Source organism: Microbacterium sp. Mcb102 (assembly GCF_024519805.1).
Classification (GTDB): Bacteria; Actinomycetota; Actinomycetes; order Actinomycetales; family Microbacteriaceae; genus Microbacterium.
Map to the genome: position 1 here is coordinate 110500 of NZ_JALJRG010000006.1, position 21413 is coordinate 131912.

General features: G+C 69.7%; 15 protein-coding genes. 4 read left to right on the forward strand and 11 right to left on the reverse strand.

Annotated elements, in window-relative coordinates:
• Window positions 1-16: 16 nt before the first annotated feature.
• The 11 genes from menC to OC372_RS15000 form a co-directional block, all read right to left on the reverse strand.
• Window positions 17-1123 (reverse strand): o-succinylbenzoate synthase, encoded by a 1107-nt coding sequence (gene menC, locus OC372_RS14950; RefSeq protein WP_262002545.1) that lies wholly within the window; start codon window positions 1121-1123, stop codon window positions 17-19.
• Complete coding sequence (locus OC372_RS14955) at window positions 1120-1992, reverse strand: GNAT family N-acetyltransferase (protein WP_197021056.1); 873 nt, start codon at window positions 1990-1992, stop codon at window positions 1120-1122. The genes menC and OC372_RS14955 overlap by 4 nt, the downstream gene beginning before the upstream one ends.
• Complete coding sequence (locus OC372_RS14960) at window positions 1989-3092, reverse strand: M20 family metallopeptidase (protein ID WP_262002546.1); 1104 nt, start codon at window positions 3090-3092, stop codon at window positions 1989-1991. The genes OC372_RS14955 and OC372_RS14960 overlap by 4 nt, the downstream gene beginning before the upstream one ends.
• Window positions 3092-6424, reverse strand: a complete 3333-nt coding sequence (locus OC372_RS14965; RefSeq protein WP_262002547.1) for a serine hydrolase — start codon at window positions 6422-6424, stop codon at window positions 3092-3094. Before OC372_RS14965 ends, OC372_RS14960 begins: the two co-directional genes overlap by 1 nt.
• A 19-nt stretch (window positions 6425-6443) precedes the next feature.
• On the reverse strand, window positions 6444-7487 hold the full coding sequence (locus OC372_RS14970; protein ID WP_262002548.1) for an ABC transporter ATP-binding protein: 1044 nt from the start codon (window positions 7485-7487) through the stop codon (window positions 6444-6446).
• The gene (locus OC372_RS14975; RefSeq protein ID WP_262002549.1) at window positions 7484-9427 is read right to left on the reverse strand and encodes a dipeptide/oligopeptide/nickel ABC transporter permease/ATP-binding protein; all 1944 of its coding nucleotides are present in this window, start codon (window positions 9425-9427) and stop codon (window positions 7484-7486) included. Before OC372_RS14975 ends, OC372_RS14970 begins: the two co-directional genes overlap by 4 nt.
• Window positions 9424-10422, reverse strand: a complete 999-nt coding sequence (locus OC372_RS14980) for an ABC transporter permease (protein ID WP_262002550.1) — start codon at window positions 10420-10422, stop codon at window positions 9424-9426. The genes OC372_RS14975 and OC372_RS14980 overlap by 4 nt, the downstream gene beginning before the upstream one ends.
• 33 nt (window positions 10423-10455) lie before the next feature.
• Entirely contained in the window at window positions 10456-12051 is a 1596-nt protein-coding gene (locus tag OC372_RS14985) for an ABC transporter substrate-binding protein (protein WP_262002551.1), read from the reverse strand.
• A 54-nt stretch (window positions 12052-12105) separates the two neighbouring features.
• Window positions 12106-12984: a serine hydrolase gene (locus tag OC372_RS14990; protein ID WP_262002552.1), complete on the reverse strand. Its 879-nt coding sequence runs from the start codon at window positions 12982-12984 to the stop codon at window positions 12106-12108.
• Complete coding sequence (locus OC372_RS14995; protein WP_029262614.1) at window positions 12981-14369, reverse strand: serine hydrolase domain-containing protein; 1389 nt, start codon at window positions 14367-14369, stop codon at window positions 12981-12983. The genes OC372_RS14990 and OC372_RS14995 overlap by 4 nt, the downstream gene beginning before the upstream one ends.
• A gap of 142 nt (window positions 14370-14511) precedes the next feature.
• Window positions 14512-15996 (reverse strand): amidohydrolase family protein, encoded by a 1485-nt coding sequence (locus OC372_RS15000; protein ID WP_262002553.1) that lies wholly within the window; start codon window positions 15994-15996, stop codon window positions 14512-14514.
• 180 nt (window positions 15997-16176) lie between these two features.
• Between OC372_RS15000 and OC372_RS15005 the strand changes: the two genes are divergently transcribed.
• The 4 genes from OC372_RS15005 to OC372_RS15020 all read left to right on the forward strand — a co-directional run bounded on the left by OC372_RS15005 (window position 16177) and on the right by OC372_RS15020 (window position 21409).
• Entirely contained in the window at window positions 16177-17190 is a 1014-nt protein-coding gene (locus OC372_RS15005) for a LacI family DNA-binding transcriptional regulator (RefSeq protein ID WP_029262612.1), read from the forward strand.
• Window positions 17191-17344: 154 nt separating this feature from the next.
• Entirely contained in the window at window positions 17345-18865 is a 1521-nt protein-coding gene (gene mmsA, locus OC372_RS15010; protein WP_308737266.1) for a multiple monosaccharide ABC transporter ATP-binding protein, read from the forward strand.
• Window positions 18862-20229: a multiple monosaccharide ABC transporter permease gene (mmsB, locus tag OC372_RS15015; RefSeq protein ID WP_262002554.1), complete on the forward strand. Its 1368-nt coding sequence runs from the start codon at window positions 18862-18864 to the stop codon at window positions 20227-20229. The genes mmsA and mmsB overlap by 4 nt, the downstream gene beginning before the upstream one ends.
• Window positions 20230-20290: 61 nt before the next feature.
• Window positions 20291-21409 (forward strand): sugar-binding protein, encoded by a 1119-nt coding sequence (locus OC372_RS15020; RefSeq protein ID WP_029262609.1) that lies wholly within the window; start codon window positions 20291-20293, stop codon window positions 21407-21409.
• The last annotated feature ends 4 nt before the right edge of the window (window positions 21410-21413 follow it).

Sequence of the window (21413 nt, forward strand, 5' to 3'; positions counted from 1 at the left end):
GCCCCGTCGCATCAGCTCAGAAGGTGATCCACTCCGTGCGCACCGTCACGGCATCCAGCGCATCGGCATCCGGCGTCACGCCGATGCCCGGTCCGGTCGGGACCGTCAGCGTGCCGTCCTCCACGACGAACGGCTCGGTGATGTCGCGGGAGTAGTAGCGACCGGAGCCCGAGGTGTCGCCGGGGAGGGTGAAGCCCGGGAGAGCCGCGAGAGCGACGTTCGCCGCCCGGCCGATCCCCGTCTCCAGCATCCCGCCGCACCACACCGGGATGTCGTTCGCCACGCACACGTCGTGGATGCGACGGGCCTCGAGGAAGCCGCCCACGCGGCCGGGCTTGATGTTCACGATCGAGCAGGCACCCAGGGCGATGGCATCCGCCGCGGCACGCGCCGACACGATCGACTCGTCGAGGCACACCGGGGTCGTGATGGCCTTCGCGAGCTGGGCATGGCCGAGCAGATCCTCCTCGTCGAGGGGCTGCTCGATCAGGAGCAGGTCGAACGGGTCGAGCTTGGCGAGGTGCCGGGCGTCGCCCCGGTGGTAGGCGGTGTTCGCGTCGACCTGCAGCAGCACGTCGTCGCCGAACCGCTCGCGCACGGCACGGACGGGATCGATGTCCCACCCCGGCTCGATCTTGAGCTTGATGCGCACGTAGCCCTCGTCGAGGTAGCCGTCGACGGCGTCGAGGAGCTCGGGGATCGAGTCCATGATGCCGACGGAGACGCCGCAGTCGACCCGGTCGCGCACGGCGCCCAGCTCGCGCGACAGCGGCACGCCCGTGGCCCGCAGCTCGGCGTCGAGGATCGCCAGTTCGACGGCGGCCTTCGACATCCGGTGCCCCTTGAACTTCGCGAGAGCCGGAGCGACGCCGCCCGCATGCAGGTCCTTCACCTGCGCGAGCGCCGGCAGCAGGAAGCGGGTGATCACGTCGACGCTCGCCTCGACGTACTCGGAGGAGTACAGCGGGTCGTTCATCGCGACGCCCTCGCCCCAGCCCTCGGCCTCGTCGGTGACGGCCCGCACGATCAGCGCCTCGCGCACGGTCTGCACCCCGAACGACGTCCGGAACGGCGACACCAGCGGCATCTCGATCACACGCAGCTCGAATCCGGTGAGCTTCATCCCTGTTCTCCTCTGTCGATGGTGTACGCGCCGGAGCGATCGAACGAGAGCACGCGCCCTCCGCCCTCCAGCGCAGATCCGAGCGTCTCCCGCAGCGCCAGACGCCACGCGGTCGCGCGGGCGGGCTCGGAAAGGCGCAGCGTCTCGATGTCGCGCGGCAGCGCCACGCGGACGAGCCTGGCGTCGGTGCGATGCCGGAGCGGCCCGAGGTCTTCGCCCACGCTGAGCAGTGGCTCGGCGTCGGCGACGTCTCCCGAGCCGGACGGCTCCCCGTGACAGGCGGCGACGACGCGCGGGTCGCGCACGTACCAGGTCACCAGCATCCGGTCGGTGTCATCGGCGCCGTTGAGCGCATCGGCCATGTGCCCGTAGAAGTTGCGGTGGTACGACGTCGGCGTCGCGGCGAGCTTCACGAGATTGAAGTGGGCGTTGCGGCTGATCAGCGGATCGAACGTCCAGGAGATCTCGTCGAGGCCCTCCTCGAGCGCCCAGGCGCGCTGATGCACCTTGAGCGCGAAGCCGACGCTGCGACCGCGCATCCGTGCCGAGACCCCGGCGATGTGGCTGTGCAGGGCGCGCTGATCCGGGGCCGCGAAGAAGCCGAAGCAGGCGCCGACGAGCTCGTCGTGCTCGAACGCGCCGCCCACGTAGCTGCCGGCCTTCGACAGGGCGCGCAGCGTCTCGACGTTGACCGGCGAGGTCTCGCCCTGCTTGGTCCAGATGCTCTGGAACAGCTCCGCCACCCGGGCGAAGTCCCCCACATCCTCGAGCAGCCGGATCTCCACCCCCGCCCTCGACGCGGCGGCGCTCGCCGCGTCGGCGGCCTCCTCCGGCGAGGCGCGGAAAGCTGCGGCATCCGTCATGCTCATGCCCGCGCTCCGGAGATCAGACCCTGCAGCAGCTGGATGCGTTCCGGGATCATCGCCACGATCACGTGCTCATCGTCGGCGTGGGCTCCGCCGCCCACCGCGCCGAGGCCGTCGAGGGTCGGAACCCCCAGCGCCGCGGTGAAGTTGCCGTCGGACGCACCGCCCACCGCGACGCCCTCGAACGGCGTCAGACCGGCTTCCTGGGCGATCGCCACCGCGGCGCGGAACAGGTCCGCAGAGACCTCGGGTTCCATCGGTCGACGGTTGGGGCCGCCCTCCACGCGCACCGTGGCGTCGGGAAGCGTGGCAGGGAGGGCGCGGAGCGCCGCATCCACCCGGTCCTGCTCCGCGACCGTGCGCACCCGCACGTCGACCGCGAACTCCGCATCGGCGGGCACCGTGTTCGTGGTGCTGCCGGCACGCAGGAGCGTGGGTGTGACGCTGGTCCCCGCCGCCGCGGCACCGAGCTCGGCGACCGCGAGGAGGAGGTGCGCGGCCTCCACCGCCGCGTTCACGCCGCGCTCCGGTTCCAATCCGGCATGAGCCGCCCGACCGGTGACGTGGATCCGATACAGCGAGACCCCCTTGCGGGCGACCTTCACGGCGCCGCCGTCGGCCGAAGCTTCGAGCACGAGCGCCGCCGCGCAGCCGAGCACCTCCTGCTCGATCAGGGCGCGCGAGCTCGGCGAACCGAGCTCCTCGTCGCCCGTGATCAGGATGCTGACGCCGGTGCGGTCCGGCAGCGCGGCGACGGCGTGGAGGGCCATCACGACACCGGTCTTCATGTCGAAGCATCCCGGGCCGCGGAGCACGCCGTCGTCGATGCGGAACGGATGCCGCCGCAGGGAGCCGAGGGGCCACACCGTGTCGTGGTGACCGAGGAGCAGCACCACCGGATCGCCGAACCGCCAGCGCAGGTGGGAGCGTCCGTCGATCACGATGCGCTCCGGCGCGACGCCCAGCAGGCGCTCGCCGAGGGCGGCGACGACATCGGCGCTGCGGGCGACGGCGTCGAGGTCATCGGACGGCGACTCGCAGGAGACCAGTGTCTCGATGTCGGCGAGGACCAGGTCGAGGTCCACGCCGGCCTGCACCGGCATCACGACACCTTCGGCGCCGCGCGGACGCCGTGATGCAGATAGCGTTCGCCGCTGGGCAGGGAGTAGAACACCACGGCGTGCCAGGCCTGCTCGCCCTCGGGACGCATCACGAACTCGCCGCGACGCACGGGCACCAGCGGATGCTCCTGCACAGGGTCGGGGAGCATGGCGGCGAGTGGCCCGTTCAGGGTGGTGCGCATGCGCAGGCCATCGTCGTCGCGGAAGATCTCGGTGCGCACGCCCGAGCGGTCGTAGACGCCCTCGAACTCGGAGAAGTCATCCGTGAACGGCTCCTCGGGCGGCGTGAGGCCGGCCGGCACCTCCAGCGCCGCCAGCTCGTGGAAGATCTCGCCGAACAGCTCGACGTAAAGATCGTGGGTGTTGCCCCCGTTCGTCAGCAGCGTCACCGCGAGCCCCTCCTCGGGGAGGATGCGCAGGAACGACGCCTGCCCGATCGTGTTGCCGTCGTGCCCGATGAGGCGGTGGCCGTCCCAGTCGAACAGGATCCAGCCCACGCCCCACGCGTCGCCGAGCGAGTACGGGTCGGGCATGTCCACCTCACGCTCCTGCATCCGCGCCACGGCGGCCTCGGACAGCACGCGCGTCCCATCGGCGGCCAGTCCGCCTGCCAGGTGCATGCGGGCGAAGGCGAGCACGTCGGCCGTGGTGGAGTTGATGAGTCCGGCCGGTCCCATCGATCGGGGGAGCATCCAGGCGGGCGCGAGGTGCGGGCCGTCGTCGTCGACCACGGTGTGCCCGCTGGCAGCCCGGAACATGATCGCCTCCTCCGGGAGGGTCGAGGAGTGGGTGAGTCCGAGGGGCGTGAACACGAGGTCGCGCATCGCCTGGTCCCAGGTCGTTCCGGTGACCTTCTCGATCACGCGCCCGGCCAGCGAGAATCCGGAGTTGCAGTACGACATGGTCGCGCCGAGCGGGTGGTTCTGTGCCACGCCGTCCAGGAGCGCGACGTATTTCTCGAGCGTGTCGTCGCCGCGGCCGGTGTCGGTGAAGACATCGCCGTCGATCCCACTGGTGTGATTCAGCAGGTGACGCAGCGTCACTGTCCGCGTGATCTCCGGGTCGGAGGACGAGAACTCCGGCACGTACGAGACGACCGGGGCATCGAGGTCGAGCACACCCTGATCGACGAGGCGCATGATCGCGGTCGTCGTCCACACCTTGCCCATCGAGCCGATCTGGAACACGGAGTCGTCGGTGGTCTCGATGCCCGTGCGCGCGTTGAGTATGCCGTGGTGCGCATATACCGGCTCCTCGCCGAGACGCAGGATGCCGAGGGTCGCGCCGGGCACCTTGTGCGCTGCGGCCAACGCGCTCAGTCGCTGCTGCCAATGACGGGCGTCGAGGCGGGCACGCACGGGCGTGCCGGCCGGCGGCGCGTACTGCTCGACCCAGTCGATCACGCGCTGCGAGTAGTCGGCGCGGTGCGACGGAGGACCGGAGAGCACGAACAGGTGCGAGCCACCGGGATACAGCACCAGGCGCGTGGGGACGTCGCGCTCGCGCAGCGCCGTGAACCACTGCTCGGCCTGACCGACCGGGCAGCGGTCATCGGCCGCACCCTGCAGGATCAGCGTGGGGGTCGTGACCCGGTCGACCTGCGTGAACGGGGACTGCGCGGAGAGGCGCTCCTCATCGCGCCAGGGGAGCCCGCCGTTCTCCTTCGCCGAGAGGTAGTGCCCGAAGTCGGAGGTGCCGCCCATCGAGAAGAGATCGGTGACCACGCCTCCGCCCACGGCCGCCGCGAAGCGGTCGTCGCGCGACGTGAGGAAGCAGGTCATGAAGCCGCCGTAGCTGTATCCGGTCACGGCCAATCGGGCCGGGTCTGCGATGCCCTCGGCGACGAGCTGGTCGATCGGCTCGAGGAAGTCGTTCGCGTCGTTGACGCCCCACCCACCGGAGACCGCGGAGAAGAACGCGTCGCCGTAGCCGTCGCTGCCGCGGGGGTTGAGGGTGAGGATCGCCCAGCCGCGGCGCGCGAGCACCTGGTGGTACGGGTGGACGAGGTCGGCGGCACCGTTCCAGGCGTTGTGCGGACCTCCGTGCACATCGAGCAGGAGGGGGAGCGGGCCGGCAGCATCGGGATCGCGGCGCAACCAGCCCGTGACGACGGTGCCGTCGGCGATCGTGAAACGGCGCTCCTCCGCCGGGAGGAGATCGAATGCGGGTGTGCCGTAGTCGGTGAGGACACGCGTGGATCCATCCGTGAGGTCCAGCACCGCGATGTCGCCGAAGGATTCCGGCGTCGCGAGCGTGATCGCCGCGGAGGATGCCGCCACCGAGAGTCCTGACACGTTCGCGGTGCCGTCCACGAGGGCAGTGGCCCCCGAACCGTCCGGGGCGACGCGGTACACGTGCGAGTAGCCGTTGTCTCGGAGGCAGAACACGAGGTCCCCGCCGTCCGTGAACTGCGGCATGCCGCCCGGGTAGCCGGGACCACCCGGCATCACGTTGCGGTCGAGACTGCGCGTGATGTTCTGCGGTTCGCCGCCGTCGACCGGGAACAGCAGGAGGTCTGCGTTGCCGACCTCGGTGTCGGTGCGTCCGGCGGCGACGACATGGCGGCCGTCCGGGGTCCATCCCACGGCCGTCGCCTGCACATCGGCGGCGCTGACCTGCACGGCCGCGCTGTTCGGGTCGGTGGCGGAGCGCACGAACACGGGGACCCGCATCGTCAGATCGGCATCGTCCTCGACGCTCGCCGAGTACGCGAGGAGTGTGCCGTCGGGCGACCAGAACGGGTCGGAGGCGTGGGAGCGGCCGCGGGTGAGGACCGTCACCTTGCCCGAGTCGACGTCGAGCACATGCAGCTGCTGCACGAGCGTGCCCAGGGTGCCCGCACCATCGGCCTTGTAGCCCAGCCGGTCGGTCGAGGCCGGCGCCGAGCGTCGGGCGAGGATGGTCTCCGTGGTCTCGTCGGGAAGCGCCGCGCCGTCGACCGGGGCGGTGAACGCGATGCGCGTGCCGTCGGGGCTCCAGGCCGGAGCGCCGGCGCCGAGCGGGAGCGTCGTGAGTCCGCGTGCTTCGCCGCCGGCGGCCGGGAGCAGCCAGAGCTGCGCCGGGCCGTCCTGCGCGCGCAGGAACGCGAGCTGTGACCCGTCGGGGTTCCAGACCGGGGTCGAGTCGGCCGTCGCGTGCGTGAGCGGGGCCGGGTCGCCGCCGGTGGTCGGCACCTGCCACAGGGCGCGCGTGTCCCGGTCGCCGTCGCGGTCGGTCGTCCGCAGCACGAAGGCGATGCGGGTGCCGTCCGGTGACAGTGCCGGTTGCTCGGGGGTGCGGACGGCGAGCACGTCGTCGACGGTGACACGGTTCATGGGAGCTCCAATCGGATGGTCAGTTCACTGTGTCCGCTGAGAGCGGGGTCGGTGTTGTGGTCGCGGCCGAAACCAGGGGGATGCTTTGGGAGAGGGGCACAGTTCCCCGCGGCGCATCCGCCGGCAGCCCGGCGAAATGGCAGGCGGCGCCCGCCGTACCCGTGGGGAGCTGAGGCTCCGAGATCACGCAGAGCTGGCGGTCAGGACGGGCCGCGGGGCCGATGGGGCAACGCGGGTGGAAGCGGCATCCGCTGGGCGGCGCGTGCGGGTCTGCCGGTTCCACATCGACGGGAGCGAGCGGGTCGACCGCCAGCAGGTTCCCGTGGCGGGTCGGTGCGGCCTGGAGCAGGTCCCGTGTGTAGGGGTGCTGCGGGTCGGCGAGCACCTGTTCCGTCGGGCCGAACTCGACGATGCGGCCGAGGTACATCACCGCGATGTGGTCGCTCAGGTAGCGCACCACCGACAGGTTGTGCGAGATGAACAGCATCGTCAGGTCGAGCTCGGCTCGCAGCTCCCGCACGAGGTTCAGGACGGAGCCCTGCACCGACACGTCGAGCGCCGAGGTGATCTCGTCGGCGATCACGACCTCGGGGCGGGCGGCGAGGGCTCGGGCCAGGGCGATGCGCTGACGCTGTCCGCCGGAGAGCGCCGACGGGAGCGACTGCGCGCGGTCGGCGTCGAGGCTCACCAGGTCGAGCAGACGGGCGACCTCGGCACGGCGGGCTCCCGCTCCGCGGATGCCGCGGGGGAGCGCCTCGGCGATGGACTCGCCGATCGTCATGCGCGGATCGAGCGAGGAGAACGGGTCCTGGAACACCATCTGGATCGGGCGACGGCGACGGAAGCTCCGCACATCCACACCGTCGAGGGTGATCGCGCCCTCGGTGATGGGCGCGAGGCCGATCGCGGCGCGGGCGAGCGTGGACTTGCCCGAACCCGACTCACCCACGAGCCCGACGACCGACCCGGACGGGACGGTCAGGGACACATCGTCGACGGCGGTGAGGCCGGAGCGGTGCGAGCCGTAGCGCACGCTGACCCGGTCGAAACGCAGCTCGCTCATCGCAGGACCCTCTCGTCATCGGCGGCGGCCTCGTCCGCCGTCGTGGCCACCGCCACAGCGACCTCCGCCTCTCCGGTGACCGGATGCCAGCAGGCGACCCGGTGCCCGGCCTCATCGGCCAGGAGCTCGGGGTCGCTCTCCCGGCAGAGGTCGGTGGCGAGGGGACAGCGGGCGGCGAACGCGCATCCGGTGGGGAGGGCGCCCGGTGCCGGCGGACGGCCGGGGATCACTTTGAGGGGCTCGTCGCGGTCGGCGTCGAGCTCGGGCACGACCTCGAGCAGGGCGCGGGTGTACGGGTGCCGGGCGTCGGTGTGCAGGTTCGCTGCGGGCAGGTCCTCGACGATCCGTCCCGCGTACATCACCAGCACGCGGTCGCAGGTCTGCGCGACGACCGCGATGTCGTGGCTGATCAGCAGGATCGCGGCGTCGGTGTCGCGGCGCACGCCGGCCAGCAGCTGCAGCACCTGTCGCTGCACCGTGACGTCGAGAGCCGTGGTCGGCTCGTCCGCGATGATGAGGCGCGGGTGGTTCATGAGCCCCATGGCGATCATCGCCCGCTGCCGCATGCCGCCGGAGAACTCGTGAGGGTACTGGTGGGCGCGTCGTGCCGCGGCGGGCACCCGCACCGACTGCAGACGCTCGATCGCCCGATCCATCGCCTGCGTCCGAGTGATGTCCTGGTGCTCGGACGCGGCCTCGGCGAGCTGCGAGCCGATCCGCCTCGTCGGGTTGAACGAGGTCATCGGGTCCTGGAAGACCATCGCGAGGGAGGTGCCGAGGAGGCTCCGCACCGCGCGGTCGGACGTCGTCAGCAGCGGGGTGCCGCAGAAGTCCAGTCGCGCGGCGGTGACATCTCCCGGGCGTTCGATGAGCCGGGCGGCGGCCAGGGCGGTGAGGCTCTTGCCGGAGCCCGATTCGCCGACCACGCCGATCGCTTCGCCGCGCGAGACCGTGAACGAGACGCCGCGCACGGGGGTGACCCATCCGCTCGGCGTCGGGAAGGAGACGCGCAGATCGTCGACGAGGAGTACCGGTTCCTCGCCGTCGACCGGCGCGGGCTGAGCGGCGCGCGGACGCACGATCGCGGGGAGGCGGTGGCGGCGTCGCGCGGAGCGTCCGCCGAGGGCCGCGGCTGCGGTCTCGCCGAGGAGGTTGAACGCGAGTCCGGCGATCACCACGGCCACGGCGGGTCCGAGCGCGGCCGCCGGGTTGAGGTAGATCCGGTTCAGGCCCTCGCCCAGCAGCCGGCCCCAGTCGTACTCGGGGACCTGCACGCCCAGGCCCAGGAAGGAGAGTCCAGCGAAGGCGAGCAGTGCCGATCCCGCGGAGACGGTGGCGTTCACGATGAGCGGTTCGCCGATGTTCGGCAGGATGTGACGGATCAGGATGCGGAACCGCGAGACGCCGGCCACCCGAGCGGCGTCGATGAAGTCGCGTCCGGCGATCGCCGCGGACAGCGTCTGGGTGAGCCGCGCGAACTGCGGCGCCATCGCGAACCCGATCGCGAGGACGGCGCCGGTGGATCCGACCCCGAAGATGACCGCGAAGAACAGCGCGAGCAGGAGTCCGGGGAAGGCGACCGCGATGTTCACGAAGCCGACGATCGGGCGTCCGAGCCAGCGGGGGAGCACCGAGGGCGCGGTGCCGAGCAAGGTGCCGGCGACCACGCCGATCATCACGGCGATCACGGCGAGCACCACCGAGAGCCGGGTCGCCACCAGCACGCGGGCGAGCACGTCGCGGCCGAGCGTGTCGGTGCCCAGCAGGTGTGCGGCGCTCGGTCCCTGGGTGATCTCGGTCGGGTTCACCTGCTCGGCCTGCGCGCCCCAGACGATCGGCGCGAAGATCGCGGTGAGCGTGACGAGGAGGACGAGCGCGAGAGCGGTGATCCCCAGTGGTGAGCGGACGATGCCCGACCATGCCGTACGTGCCGACATCATGCCTCCCGGATGGTGGATCGAGGGTCGAGGAGGGCGAGGATCACGTCGACCACCAGGTTCACGATGAGCACCCCGATCCCGTAGACGAGGACGATGCCCTGCACGACCGAGTAGTCCTTGGTGAGGATCGACTGCACGATCATCGTGCCCAGGCCCGGCCAGGCGAACACGTTCTCGACCAGCACGGTGCCGGCGACCATGCCCGTCAGGAGCAGGCCGGTGAGGGTGAGGGTCGCGGTCATGGCGTTCGGCAGTGCGTGGCGCGAGTAGATCCGGTGCGGCGCGAGCCGCTTGGCCCGGGCGGTGCGGATGAAGTCCTGGTTGAGGACGGACAGCACCTCGACCCGGATGATGCGCGAGAACACCGCGGTCGGGGCGACGGCGAGGGCGATCACGGGGAGCACCAGCGAGAACGGGGCGGTGTTGCCGGCGACGGGGAACCAGCCGAGCGATACCGCGAAGAAGTAGACGAGTCCGACGGCGAGGAGGAACTCGGGGATCGCGGCGAGGATGACGGATCCGGTCGCGAAGGCCAGCTCGAGGCCGCGACGGCGGCCACCGCGGGTCGCGACGGCCATCGTCACCCCGAGCGGGACGGACACCAGCAGCACCAGCACGACGGCGAGGAGGGCGAGCTGCAGGGTCGCGGGCAGCCGGGTGGAGATGATCTCGGCGACCGGCTGCCCGGTGATCATGGACGAGCCCATGTCGCCGGTGAACAGCCCTCCGATGTACTGGAAGTACTGCACGAGCAGGGGCTGGTCGAGCCCGAGCGCCGCGCGACGGGACTCGACGAGCTCGGCCGGGGCGTTCAGTCCGAGCGCCGCGCGCACCGGATCACCCGGCACCAGGTGGATCATGAAGAAGGCGGCCGTGACCAGCACCCACACCGACAGGACGAACTGCCCTCCGCGACGGACCAGGAAGGACACCCAGGGGTTGTCCGACCGTGCGGATCTGATCAGTATCGCGTGCGTGGCGGTGGTGCTGGCCATCGGCTGCCTCCGGCTCGGTTGTTCTCTGCGTGCTTACTCGTACATGCGGATCGAGGCGGGGTCGATGCCGTCGCCCTCGGTGAAGGTCACCTTGTTGCCGAACGTCGTCAGCACGTTGTTCGCGTACGGGACGACCGACACCGACGTGTACAGGGCCTTCTCGGCGTCGCCCCAGTCCGCGCATCCTTCGGCGCCCGGCTTCGACGAGGCGGCCGTGACGGCGGCCGTGTAGGCGTCGTCCGCCACCGACGCGAAGTTCGTGCCGTCGGGCGGGGTCGGTCCGGAGTAGAACGGCACCAGCATGCTCGGCAACGAGACGCCCAGCGGAGCAGCGGAGACGTCCCAGTCGCCGGAGGCGAAGAGGGTCTCGCTCAGGGTGGGTGCATCGACGGTCTTGATCGTCACGTCGACACCGAGCTTCTTCCACGATGCCTGCATGAGCTCCGCCGCGGCGCTGCCGCCGTCGCCGAGTGTCGTGGGAGTGAGGAGAGTGATCGTCATCGCCGTCCCGTCCTTCTCACGGATGCCGTCGGAGCCGGCCTTCCATCCGGCGGCATCGAGGCCCGCGGCGGCCTTCTCCTCGTCGAAGGTGGGGAGCAGATCGCCGACGACATCGGCCTGGCAGGGGTTCGGAGCGATCGTGACGAGGCTCTTCGCCGCAGTGCCCTGCCCGCTCGTGAGGACCTGGCGGAGCTGGGCGAGGTCGAGTGCTTCCGTGAGGGCCTCACGCACGGCCTGATCGGAGCCGGGGTGGCCGTCCGCCTGGTTGAAGAACAGCTGTCCCGCCGCCAGCGGCAGCTCGGAGACGAACAGCCCGGCGTCCTGGAGGCGCTGGCGATCCGGGCCGATCACGAGTGCCGTGTTGACCTCGCCGGAGAGCACGAGGTTCGCCGCGGTCGTCTCGTTCGGGATGACGCGGTAGACGACCGTGTCGGGAATGCCCGGCTGCGTCGGATCCCAGTCGCCGGGCCCCCAGGTGAAGTCGTCGCGACGGGTCAGGGTGTACTGGCTGTTCGGCACGACCTCGGTGAGCGTGAACATCCCGGTCGCGCCTTCGCCGGCGGCGCGGGCGTCGGCGTCGTCGACGACGTTGCCGCACACGATCGAGATGCTTCCGACGTTCTCCACGAGGAAGGCATCGGGCCGTCCGCTCGTGACGGTGACGATGCCGCTGGCGTCGTCACCGGTCGCGGTGGTTCCCGGCTGCACCTGCACGCCGGCGAGGGGGGAGCCGTTCGCCGGATCGCCGATGAAGGAGATGTTCGCGGCGACGGCGGACGCCGTGAGCGGTGAGCCGTCCTGGCAGGTGATGTCGTCACGCAGCGTGAAGGTCGCCTGCTCCGTCCCGGCTTCCCATTCGGAGGCGAGTCCGGACAGGATCGTCCCGTCGTTCTGCACCTCGACGAGGCGACCGTACAGGTAGCGATCGATCTGTCGGGCCGTGCCGATGACGGTCGTGAACGGGTCGAGCGTGCCCGGGTCGGTGGCGACGGCCGCGGTGAAGGTCTTGCCGTCGGCGAGGACGCCGTCGGGGGTGTCTCCTCCTTCGGGAGGGGCGCTCGCGGCACAGGATGTCAGGGCGAGCGCCGCAACGCCCAGCAGCGCGATCAGCGGGGTACGAGAACGCATCAGAAGCCTCCAGCAGTGTTCGGGATGGTGCAGGTGGATGGTGCAGGAATCAGGTCAGAGGGCGCGCAGGTGCTCGACGGCGGCGAAGCCCGCGCGGCCGATCGAGGCGTCCACCAGAGGCTGCCTGTCGGCGAGGGATGCGGCGCGGGTGAAGACGGCCACTGCGTGCTGCCGGCCGTCGGGATAGGTCACCACGCCGGCCTCGTTGCGCCAGGTGGGCAGCGTGCCGGTCTTCGCCGCGATACGGACACCCGGGGGGAAGCCGGAGCTCAGCCGGTGCGGCCAGATCTGCTGCGCCATGATGTCCCTGGCCTGACGGCACGCCTCGGCCGTCGCCGCGGTGTCGGTCCACAGCGCGTTGAGCAGTGTCGTGACATCCCGCGGGGTGGAGTGCGAGGTCTTTGCCGGATGCACCGCGTCGAGTGCGAGGATCTGTTCGGCGCTCGCCCCCTCGAACAGCTCGTCGAGGTCGCTGTCGGGTGTGCCGCCGAGATCGGAGACGACCGAGGCGAACAGGTCTTCGCAGCACCCCACGAGCCGCGTGTGCCGCAGCCCCAGGTCGCTGATGACCCGGTTCACGGCATCACTCCCGAGCCGGTGGTACACGACGTCGGTGGCGGCGTTGTCGCTCATGGTCATCATGTTCTGCGCGAGGTCGCGCCAACTGGCCTCGACGTCGTCCGAGAACCCGGCGGTGCCCACGCCGCCGATGCGGTAGCGCGCCGTCACGGTGGTCCGCTCGGTCGGGTCGAGTTCCCCGGCGGCAGCTGCGCGCACGTAGGCCGTGAGCACGAGGATCTTGAACACCGAGGCGAGCACCACGGGCTCGTCGGCGTCGACGCTCACCTCGGGGCCGCCCTCTTCGCCGATCTCCCGCGCGTGCAGGAACCCGGTCGCGCCGGCCTCCGTGAAGAGCGCCGCCGTCGTGCTCATGCGTCGACCCGGCGGTCGGCTCGTCCGGTGTGCAGGTACAGCGCACGTCCGGTGCCGTCGTCGCCGACGAAGGCGTGCGGCATGCGCATTCCGCGCTCCTGCTTGCGGGGGAGCAGCGTGTCGGTCGTCCAGCCGACGAGTTCGACCGGCTCCGGTGCCGGGCCCAGCTCGGCGAAGATCCCCTTCATGGTGCGCTCGAGCCAGATGCGGCCGTCGTCGTCGAGTCGCACGGTCGAGTCCGAGACCGACGACGAATACGTGCCGAGGATGCGGTCCACGTCGACCTCGACCGGCGTCTCCGGGATCGTGGGCAGCGCGGGCATTGTGACCCCGGCCAGCGCCGTGAGCACTCGGGAGGTGATGGCGTGGTAGGCGTCGACCGTCTGCCCGCCGTTCGTGAGGACCGCCACGGCGACCCCCGCGGAGGGAACCATCCGCAGGAACGCGTTCTGCCCGATCGTGCCGCCGTCGTGGCCGATCACGGGTCCGCCCTCCCAGTCGAAGATCTCCCAGCCCAGGCCCCACGCGTCGCCCATCAGGCCGAGCTCGGGGAGATCGACCTGACGCTCCTGCATCGCGCGGACGCTCTCCTCGGACAGGATGCGCGTCCCATCGGGAGCGACGCCGCCGTCCAGGTGCATGCGCGCGTAGCTCACCAGATCATGCGCGGTCATGGCGAGCATCGACCCGGCGGGTGCGTTCGAGCGCACCAGATTCCACACGGGGGCGGCCACCGGCTCGTCGCTGCCCTCGGCCGGGATGTGCCCGAGCGCGGCGCGGAACATGATCGCCTCGGAGGCCGTGGTGGCCACGTGCGTCAGGCCCAGCGGACCGGCGAGGTGGGTGCGCAGCGCCTGGTCGTACGACGTGCCGCGCAGGACCTCGACCATGCGGCCGAGCACCACGAAGGCGGCGTTGTTGTACGAGAAGCGCTCGCCGGGGGTGAAGAGCTGCGGGGCGTCGGCGATCGTCGCGAGGTACTTCTCCACGGCGTCGTCGCCGACCCCGGTGTCGTTGAAGAGGTCGCCCTCGAAGCCGCTCACGTGGCTCAGCAGCTGCCGGGCCGTGATCGTGCTCGCCGCCGCATCGTCGCCGATCGCGAAGGCGGGCACGGTGTCGCGCACCGGGGCGTCGATGTCGAGCAGTCCCTCGTCGACGAGCTGCATGATGAGCGTCGCCGTCCAGGTCTTGGTGATCGAGCCGATCTGGAAGACCGAGTCCACGTCGGCTTCCACACCGGTGTTGCGGTTCAGGATTCCGGCGGCGGTGGTGAAGATCTCACCGTCGGCCAGGATCGCGACGGATGCCGCGGGGATGTGCGCGTCGGCCAGCATCGCGGGAAGGTTCTCCCGCACCCAGCTGCCGATTTCGTTCAGGTCGGACACGTGCGCTCCTCTACATCGAGTGGGTCGTCGCATTCGAGGCGACGGCGATGGGCCGAGACTATTCGCGTGCTCCGCCGGCCCGTTGGTGTCGGGCGACGAGACTTGCGCAGACGTTGGTTCGCCCGGACGAAGGATCGATGCTTCAGGCGTTCCCTCGTACGGGGCGCCCCGGCAGGGCCTCGGTCACGATCTCCCCGGCGTGCACGACGGGGGTGCCGTGCACAAACAGGTGGCGGATGCCCCGCGAGGGCCGGGTCGGGTCGGAGTAGGTCGCCCGGTCGGTGAGGGTCGCCGGATCGAGGACCACGATGTCGGCATCGGCTCCGACAGCGAGATGCCCCTTGCCCCGCATGCCCGAGGAGACCTCGTCGAGCACCCGCGCCGGAAGGAATGAGCAGCGACGGAAGGCCTCCGGCCAGGTCCACGTGTCGCTCTCGAGCACCATGAGACGCAGCGACTTCGTGAACGTCCCGGCCGTGCGCGGATGCGTGTGCCCGCCGGACGGCAGGGGCCAGTCGCGCTGCTCGTACACGGTCCGACCGTCGGCTGCCGCCCAGGAGATCGGCATCGCATCGCTCGCGACGATCGAATCGGGGTAGGCGAGGGCGCGGTCCAGGTGCGCGCGGTCGAGGGGATCGGCTTCGTCGAGGAACGTCACGATGCACGCGGCGCCGGGGTCGGTCGCGCGCACCTCGCGCAGCCGGGCCTCGTCGGCGATGCGCTCGCCGGTGTCGACGAGCACCAGAGAGCTCGGGGTGATGCCGAGTCCCTTGAGCTTCTCCGGAGCGAGGAAGAACGCGCCGATCGCGGTACTGCCCGCGCCGTAGGGATAGGCCTCGACCGTCACGCGGGAGCCCGCCGCGCGGCTGCGGTCGATCAGGGCCAGCACGCGGTCGATGTGGCGCAGCGACGTGCTGTTCACATGGCAGTGGTGCATGGCGGCGCCGGTCTCGGCGGCCGCGCGGACGAGCTCCTCGGACCCGTCGATCGGTGTGCGGGGATCGGCTTCGATCAGCTCGCGCACGTGCGTGAACGTCGGGGCATGCGCGGCCGCGGCCAGCCGGGCGAGCTCCAGGTACTCGTCCGGATCGGAGCGGGGCGCGTAGCCCATGAGCACACCGATTCCGAGGGCGCCGGCACCGAGCTCGCCCTCGAGCAGGCTCAACCAGCGGCGGCGTTCGGCGGGGGAGGAGGCGCGCTGCCACTCGGGCGTGCCGAGCAGGTCCATCGACGCGGCGAAGTCGGCGACGGGCACCCGGTCGAGGTGCGCGTACGCCCGTGCCTGCGACCAGGAGGCGGAGAATCCGTAGTTCAGCGGGCGGCCGTCTGCCGCGGCGCGCGCCAGCGCCTCGGCGATCGGCATGAGGCCCGCTTCGAGGTCGAGTGCGGTGGTGACGCCGTCCATCGCCTGCAGGCGCTGTCCGGCGATCGAGTGCACGTGGCTGTGCAGGTCGACGAAGCCGGGGCCGACGATGAGACCCGTGGCGTCGACGACGTCGGCATCCACCGGTGCCGTGAGTGCATCGCCGACGGCGGCTACCCGTCCCTCTGTGATCAGGAGGTCGGCGATCCGGTCGGATCCGGTCTTCGGGTCGATGACGCGCCCGCCGCGCAGCAGAGTGTCCACGTGGTCACGATGCCATGCTGAGGGAGGCCGTTCCGGTGCAGTCCGACGAAACCGGGTGCACGTTCCCGTGCTCCCGCACAACCGGCGACGCGCGGCGACGGTCGGCGAGAGGTGCGTGCGCGCGTCCCAGCAGACATAATGAAGTGACGATGTGACCGTGCACACGCGAGGAGGCAAGTGATGTCCACCGCCTCCGAGCGTGCGCGGCTGCCCAGCATCCGCGACGTCGCACGGCTCGCGGGAGTCTCCCATCAGACCGTGTCCCGGGTGCTGAACGATCATCCGAGCATCCGTCCCGAGACGAAGGCCAAGGTCCTCGACGCGATCGCCGTGCTCGACTACCGGCCGAATCTCGCGGCCAGGGCGCTGGTCACCAGCAAGTCGAACATGCTGGGGATCCTCTCGGCGACCATCGGGGAGTTCGGTCCGACGTCATCCATCGCCGGGATCGAGGATGCAGCGCGCGAGGAGGGGTACTCGGTCTCGACCCTGAACCTCCCCGCGACGAGTCCGGAGGCGATCGGCAACGCGGTGCGGCAGCTCTCGCGCGAGCAGGTCGACGGGATCGTGGTGCTCGCGCCGCAGGTGCGGGTGTTCCATGTCCTTCGCGGCATGTCCGTCGACATGCCGTTCGTCACGCTGCAGACGGCATCCGGCTCGGACGGGGTGAGCCTGTCCGCCGACCAGGTCGCCGGTGCCAGAGCGGCGACGGAGCACCTGATCTCGCTCGGTCACAGCGACATCCTGCACCTGGCTGGACCTCAGGACTGGATCGAGGCCGAGTCGCGCATGCGCGGCTACCTCGACGGACTGCGCGAGGCCGATCTGCCCACGTTCCCGCCGATCCGCGGCGACTGGACCGCGGACTTCGGGTACTTCGCGGGCAAGGAGCTCGCCCTCCGCCGCGACTTCACCGCCGTGTTCGCCGCCAACGACCTCATGGCGATCGGGCTGATGCACGGGTTCCGCGACTCGGGGATACGCGTCCCGCACGACGTGAGTGTGATCGGTTTCGACGACATCCCCGTCGCGGCGCATGTGGCTCCGTCGCTCAGCACCGTGCACCAGGACTTCCCCGAGCTCGGGCGCCGCGCCGTGCGCATCCTGCTCGCGCAGATCCGTGGTGAGCAGGTGCCGGAGTTCGGCCCGCTGCAGACGATCCTGCGCGCGCGCGAATCCGCTGCATCACGGTAGCGAAACGAAATCCCGGCGCGGACTTGACAGCGGTCCATCAGAAGACGACGATATATCGATGTGAACGGTCACATTGAAGGTGACCGCACGTCGCGAGGAATGATCCGTGAGCACCACTGCAACGTTGCCGACTGTGTCAGGCCCGATCCTGGAGATGCGCAGCATCACCAAGGAGTTCCCGGGGGTCAAGGCGCTGGCCGATGTCTCCATCACCGTCCGCGCCGGCGAGATCCACGCGATCTGCGGGGAGAACGGCGCCGGGAAGTCGACCCTGATGAAGGTCCTCTCCGGGGTGTATCCGTACGGGACCTACGAGGGCGAGATCCTGCTGTACGGCGAGGAGCAGCGCTTCAAGGACATCGTCGCCAGCGAGCAGGCCGGCATCGCGATCATCCACCAGGAGCTCGCGCTCATCCCCGAGCTCTCGGTCACCGAGAACATCTTCCTCGGCAACGAGATCTCCCGCGGCGGCCGCATCGACTGGCAGGCGCAGAAGGAGCGCACGATCGAGCTCCTCGCCCGCGTCGGGCTGAGTGAGGACCCGGACGCGCAGATCAAGACCCTCGGCGTCGGCAAGCAGCAGCTGATCGAGATCGCGAAGGCGCTCAACAAGGAGGTCAAGCTCCTGATCCTCGACGAGCCGACCGCCGCGCTCAACGAGAACGACTCCCAGCACCTGCTCGACCTGATCCTCGGCCTCAAGGCCAAGGGCATCGCGTCGATCATGATCAGCCACAAGCTCAACGAGATCGAGCAGATCGCCGATGAGATCACGATCATCCGCGACGGCCGCACGGTCGAGACGCTCGACATCTCCCGCGGCGAGATCAACGAGGACCGGATCATCCGCGGCATGGTCGGCCGCTCGCTCGAGAGCCGGTACCCCGACCGCACGCCCGAGATCGGCGAGGTGTTCTTCGAGGTCAAGGACTGGTGGGTGCAGCATCCGACCGTCCCGGAACGCATGGTCGTCAAGGGCTCGAACATCAACGTCCGCCGCGGCGAGGTCGTCGGCATCGCCGGGCTCATGGGCGCCGGGCGCACCGAGTTCGCCATGAGCATCTTCGGTCGCTCCTACGGCACCTTCCTCTCCGGCACCCTGATCAAGGACGGCCAGGAGGTCGCGCTCCACGACGTGTCGTCCGCGATCAAGCACGGCCTGGCGTACGTCAGCGAGGACCGCAAGGTGCTCGGGCTCAACCTGCTCGACACCATCAAGCGCTCGGTCGTCGCCGCCAAGCTCTCCAAGATCGCCAAGCGCGGCGTCGTCGATGCGCGCGCCGAGTTCGCCGTGGCGGAGGACTACCGCAAGGCCCTGCGCATCAAGACGCCCTCGGTCGAGGAGGGGGTCGGCAAGCTGTCCGGCGGAAACCAGCAGAAGGTCGTGCTGGCGAAGTGGATGTTCACCGACCCCGACCTGCTGATCCTCGACGAGCCGACCCGCGGTATCGACGTCGGAGCGAAGTACGAGATCTACGCGATCATCAACCAGCTCGCGGCACAGGGCAAGGGCGTCATCGTCATCTCCAGCGAGCTGCCCGAGCTGCTCGGCATCTCCGACCGCATCTACACCGTCTTCGAAGGTCGGGTCACCGACTGCATCCCGGCCGACCAGGCGACACCCGAGGACCTCATGCGCAGCATGACCTCGACGAACCAGAAAGCATCCGCATGACCACCGACACCACCGCAACGAAGCGCGGCTTCCACTTCAAGGACATCACGAAGATGTTCGGGGGCGGCCAGTCGACCCTCCGCCAGTTCGGCATCCTCGGCAGCCTCGTCGTGATCCTGGTCGTCTTCCAGGTGCTGACCTGGATCTTCAAGGGCACCGGCCTCACGCTCTCGTCCGGCAACCTGATCAACGTCGTCAACCAGTACTCGTACATCCTGATCCTCGCGATCGGCATGGTGATGGTCATCATCATGGGTCACATCGACCTGTCGGTCGGCTCGGTCGCCGCGTTCACCGGCATCGTGGTCGCGAAGGCCATGGCCGACTGGAATCTCCCCTGGCCGCTCGGTGTGCTCCTCGGCCTCGGCGTCGGCGTGCTCGTCGGTGCCTGGCAAGGGTTCTGGGTGGCGTATGTCGGGGTACCGGCGTTCATCGTGACGCTGGCGGGCATGCTGTTCTTCCGCGGAGCGAACCAGTGGGTCGGCGACTCGCAGTCGATCCCGGTGCCGCAGGGCTTCAAGGTCATCGGCGCCGGCTACCTGCCCGAGCTGTCGTTCATCCCCGTGCCGTTCAACGTCTTCACCATGCTGCTCGCCCTGCTCGGCGTCGCGTGGATCGTCTTCTGGGAGATCCGCACCCGTCGCATCCAGCACAAGATGGGTGCCGAGATGGCGCCGCTGTGGGTGAGCGTCACCAAGGTCGTGCTGATCTCGGTCGTGATCCTCATCGCGGGCTGGTTGTTCGCCACCGGCCGTGAGGGCACCAGCTTCCCGATCTCGGGCATCATCCTGCTCGCGCTCGTCATCCTCTACTCGTTCATCACGAACAACACCGTGTTCGGTCGCCACATCTACGCGGTCGGCGGCAACCGCCAGGCCGCGCGCCTGTCGGGTGTGAAGGACCGCTGGGTCGACTTCTTCGTGATGATGAACATGTCGGTGCTCGCCTCGCTGGCCGGCATGATCTATGTCGCCAGGGCCACGGCCTCCGGGCCGCAGGACGGCAACGGCTGGGAGCTGGATGCGATCGCCTCGGTCTTCATCGGTGGCGCGGCCGTCTCGGGCGGTATCGGAACCGTGATCGGCTCGATCATCGGTGGTCTCGTGATGGCGTTCCTGAACAACGGTCTCGCGCTGCTGGGCGCCGGTGCCGACGTCGTCTCGATGATCAAGGGCCTCGTGCTCCTGTTCGCCGTCGGTGTCGACGTCTGGAACAAGCAGCAGGGTCGCCCGTCGATCACCGGCTTCCTCACGCGTCGCTTCGGCCGCAAGGAGGACCCGATGACCGACACCTTCGACCCGAAGGCGAACTACCCCACCAACCAGAAGTACGAAGCCCCCGCCGTCGACGAGACGCGCGGATAGTAGGGGTCTCACTGCGCACGCACACGCGTCGAGACCTACACACACCAGAGAAAGAGATCACATGAAGAAGATGCTTCTTACGGCGACAGCGATCGTCGCCGTGGGCGCTTTCGCCCTCACCGGCTGCTCCTCGGAGCGTGGCGGAGACACCGGCGCCGATGGTGGCGACGAGGCGGCAGCAGGCTTCGCCGCCGACGCCACGATCGGTGTCGCCCTCCCGGACAAGACCTCGGAGAACTGGGTCCTCGCCGGTCAGCTGTTCACCGACGGACTCGAGAAGGCCGGGTTCAAGGCCGACGTGCAGTACGCGCCGGCCAGCAACACGGTCGCCGAGCAGCAGAACCAGATCCAGGCGATGGTCACCGGTGGCGCCAAGGTCATCATCATCGGTGCCAAGGACGGCAAGCAGCTCGCGACGCAGGTCGAGGCCGCTCGCGACGCCGGTGTCGCCGTCATCGCGTACGACCGTCTGATCGAGAACACGGAGGCCGTCGACTACTACGTCGCGTTCGACAACTTCGAGGTCGGCAAGCTCCAAGGTCAGGCTCTGCTCGACGGTCTCGCCGAGCGTGCGGGCCACGAGGCTCCGTACAACATCGAGCTGTTCTCGGGCTCGCCGGATGACGCGAACTCCGCGGTGTTCTTCAACGGCGCCATGGAGGTCCTCCAGCCGAAGATCGACGACGGCACCCTGAAGGTCGTCTCGGGTCAGACCGAGATCGCCCAGACGGCGACCGAGGGCTGGAAGGCCGAGAACGCGCAGCGCCGTATGGACTCGATCCTCACGTCGACCTACAGCTCTGAGGCGCTCGACGGCGTCCTGTCCCCGAACGACACGCTCGCTCGCGCCATCATCACCTCGGTGCAGGGTGCGGGCAAGGATGTCCCGGTCGTCACCGGCCAGGACTCCGAGGTCGAGTCGGTGAAGTCGATCATGGAGGGCATCCAGTACTCCACGATCAACAAGGACACCACGCTCCTCGTCGAGCAGTCGATCAAGATGGTCGGCCAGCTCCAGAAGGGCGAAGAGGTCGACGTGAACGACGAAGAGCAGTACGACAACGGCGTGAAGGTCGTTCCCGCGTTCCTGCTGCCGCCGGTCATCGTCACGAAGGAGAACGCGGCCGAGGCGTACGCCAACGTCCCGAGCCTCCTCGAGATCGTGAAGTCGTACCAGTAATACC

Coding starts and splice junctions, on each gene's coding strand:
- menC (WP_262002545.1), bottom strand. CDS start 1,123: ATGAAGCTCACCGGATTCGAGCTGCGTGTGATCGAGATGCCGCTGGTG.
- OC372_RS14955 (WP_197021056.1), bottom strand. CDS start 1,992: ATGAGCATGACGGATGCCGCAGCTTTCCGCGCCTCGCCGGAGGAGGCC.
- OC372_RS14960 (WP_262002546.1), bottom strand. CDS start 3,092: ATGCCGGTGCAGGCCGGCGTGGACCTCGACCTGGTCCTCGCCGACATC.
- OC372_RS14965 (WP_262002547.1), bottom strand. CDS start 6,424: ATGAACCGTGTCACCGTCGACGACGTGCTCGCCGTCCGCACCCCCGAG.
- OC372_RS14970 (WP_262002548.1), bottom strand. CDS start 7,487: ATGAGCGAGCTGCGTTTCGACCGGGTCAGCGTGCGCTACGGCTCGCAC.
- OC372_RS14975 (WP_262002549.1), bottom strand. CDS start 9,427: ATGATGTCGGCACGTACGGCATGGTCGGGCATCGTCCGCTCACCACTG.
- OC372_RS14980 (WP_262002550.1), bottom strand. CDS start 10,422: ATGGCCAGCACCACCGCCACGCACGCGATACTGATCAGATCCGCACGG.
- OC372_RS14985 (WP_262002551.1), bottom strand. CDS start 12,051: ATGCGTTCTCGTACCCCGCTGATCGCGCTGCTGGGCGTTGCGGCGCTC.
- OC372_RS14990 (WP_262002552.1), bottom strand. CDS start 12,984: ATGAGCACGACGGCGGCGCTCTTCACGGAGGCCGGCGCGACCGGGTTC.
- OC372_RS15005 (WP_029262612.1), top strand. CDS start 16,177: ATGTCCACCGCCTCCGAGCGTGCGCGGCTGCCCAGCATCCGCGACGTC.
- mmsA (WP_308737266.1), top strand. CDS start 17,345: ATGCGCAGCATCACCAAGGAGTTCCCGGGGGTCAAGGCGCTGGCCGAT.
- mmsB (WP_262002554.1), top strand. CDS start 18,862: ATGACCACCGACACCACCGCAACGAAGCGCGGCTTCCACTTCAAGGAC.
- OC372_RS15020 (WP_029262609.1), top strand. CDS start 20,291: ATGAAGAAGATGCTTCTTACGGCGACAGCGATCGTCGCCGTGGGCGCT.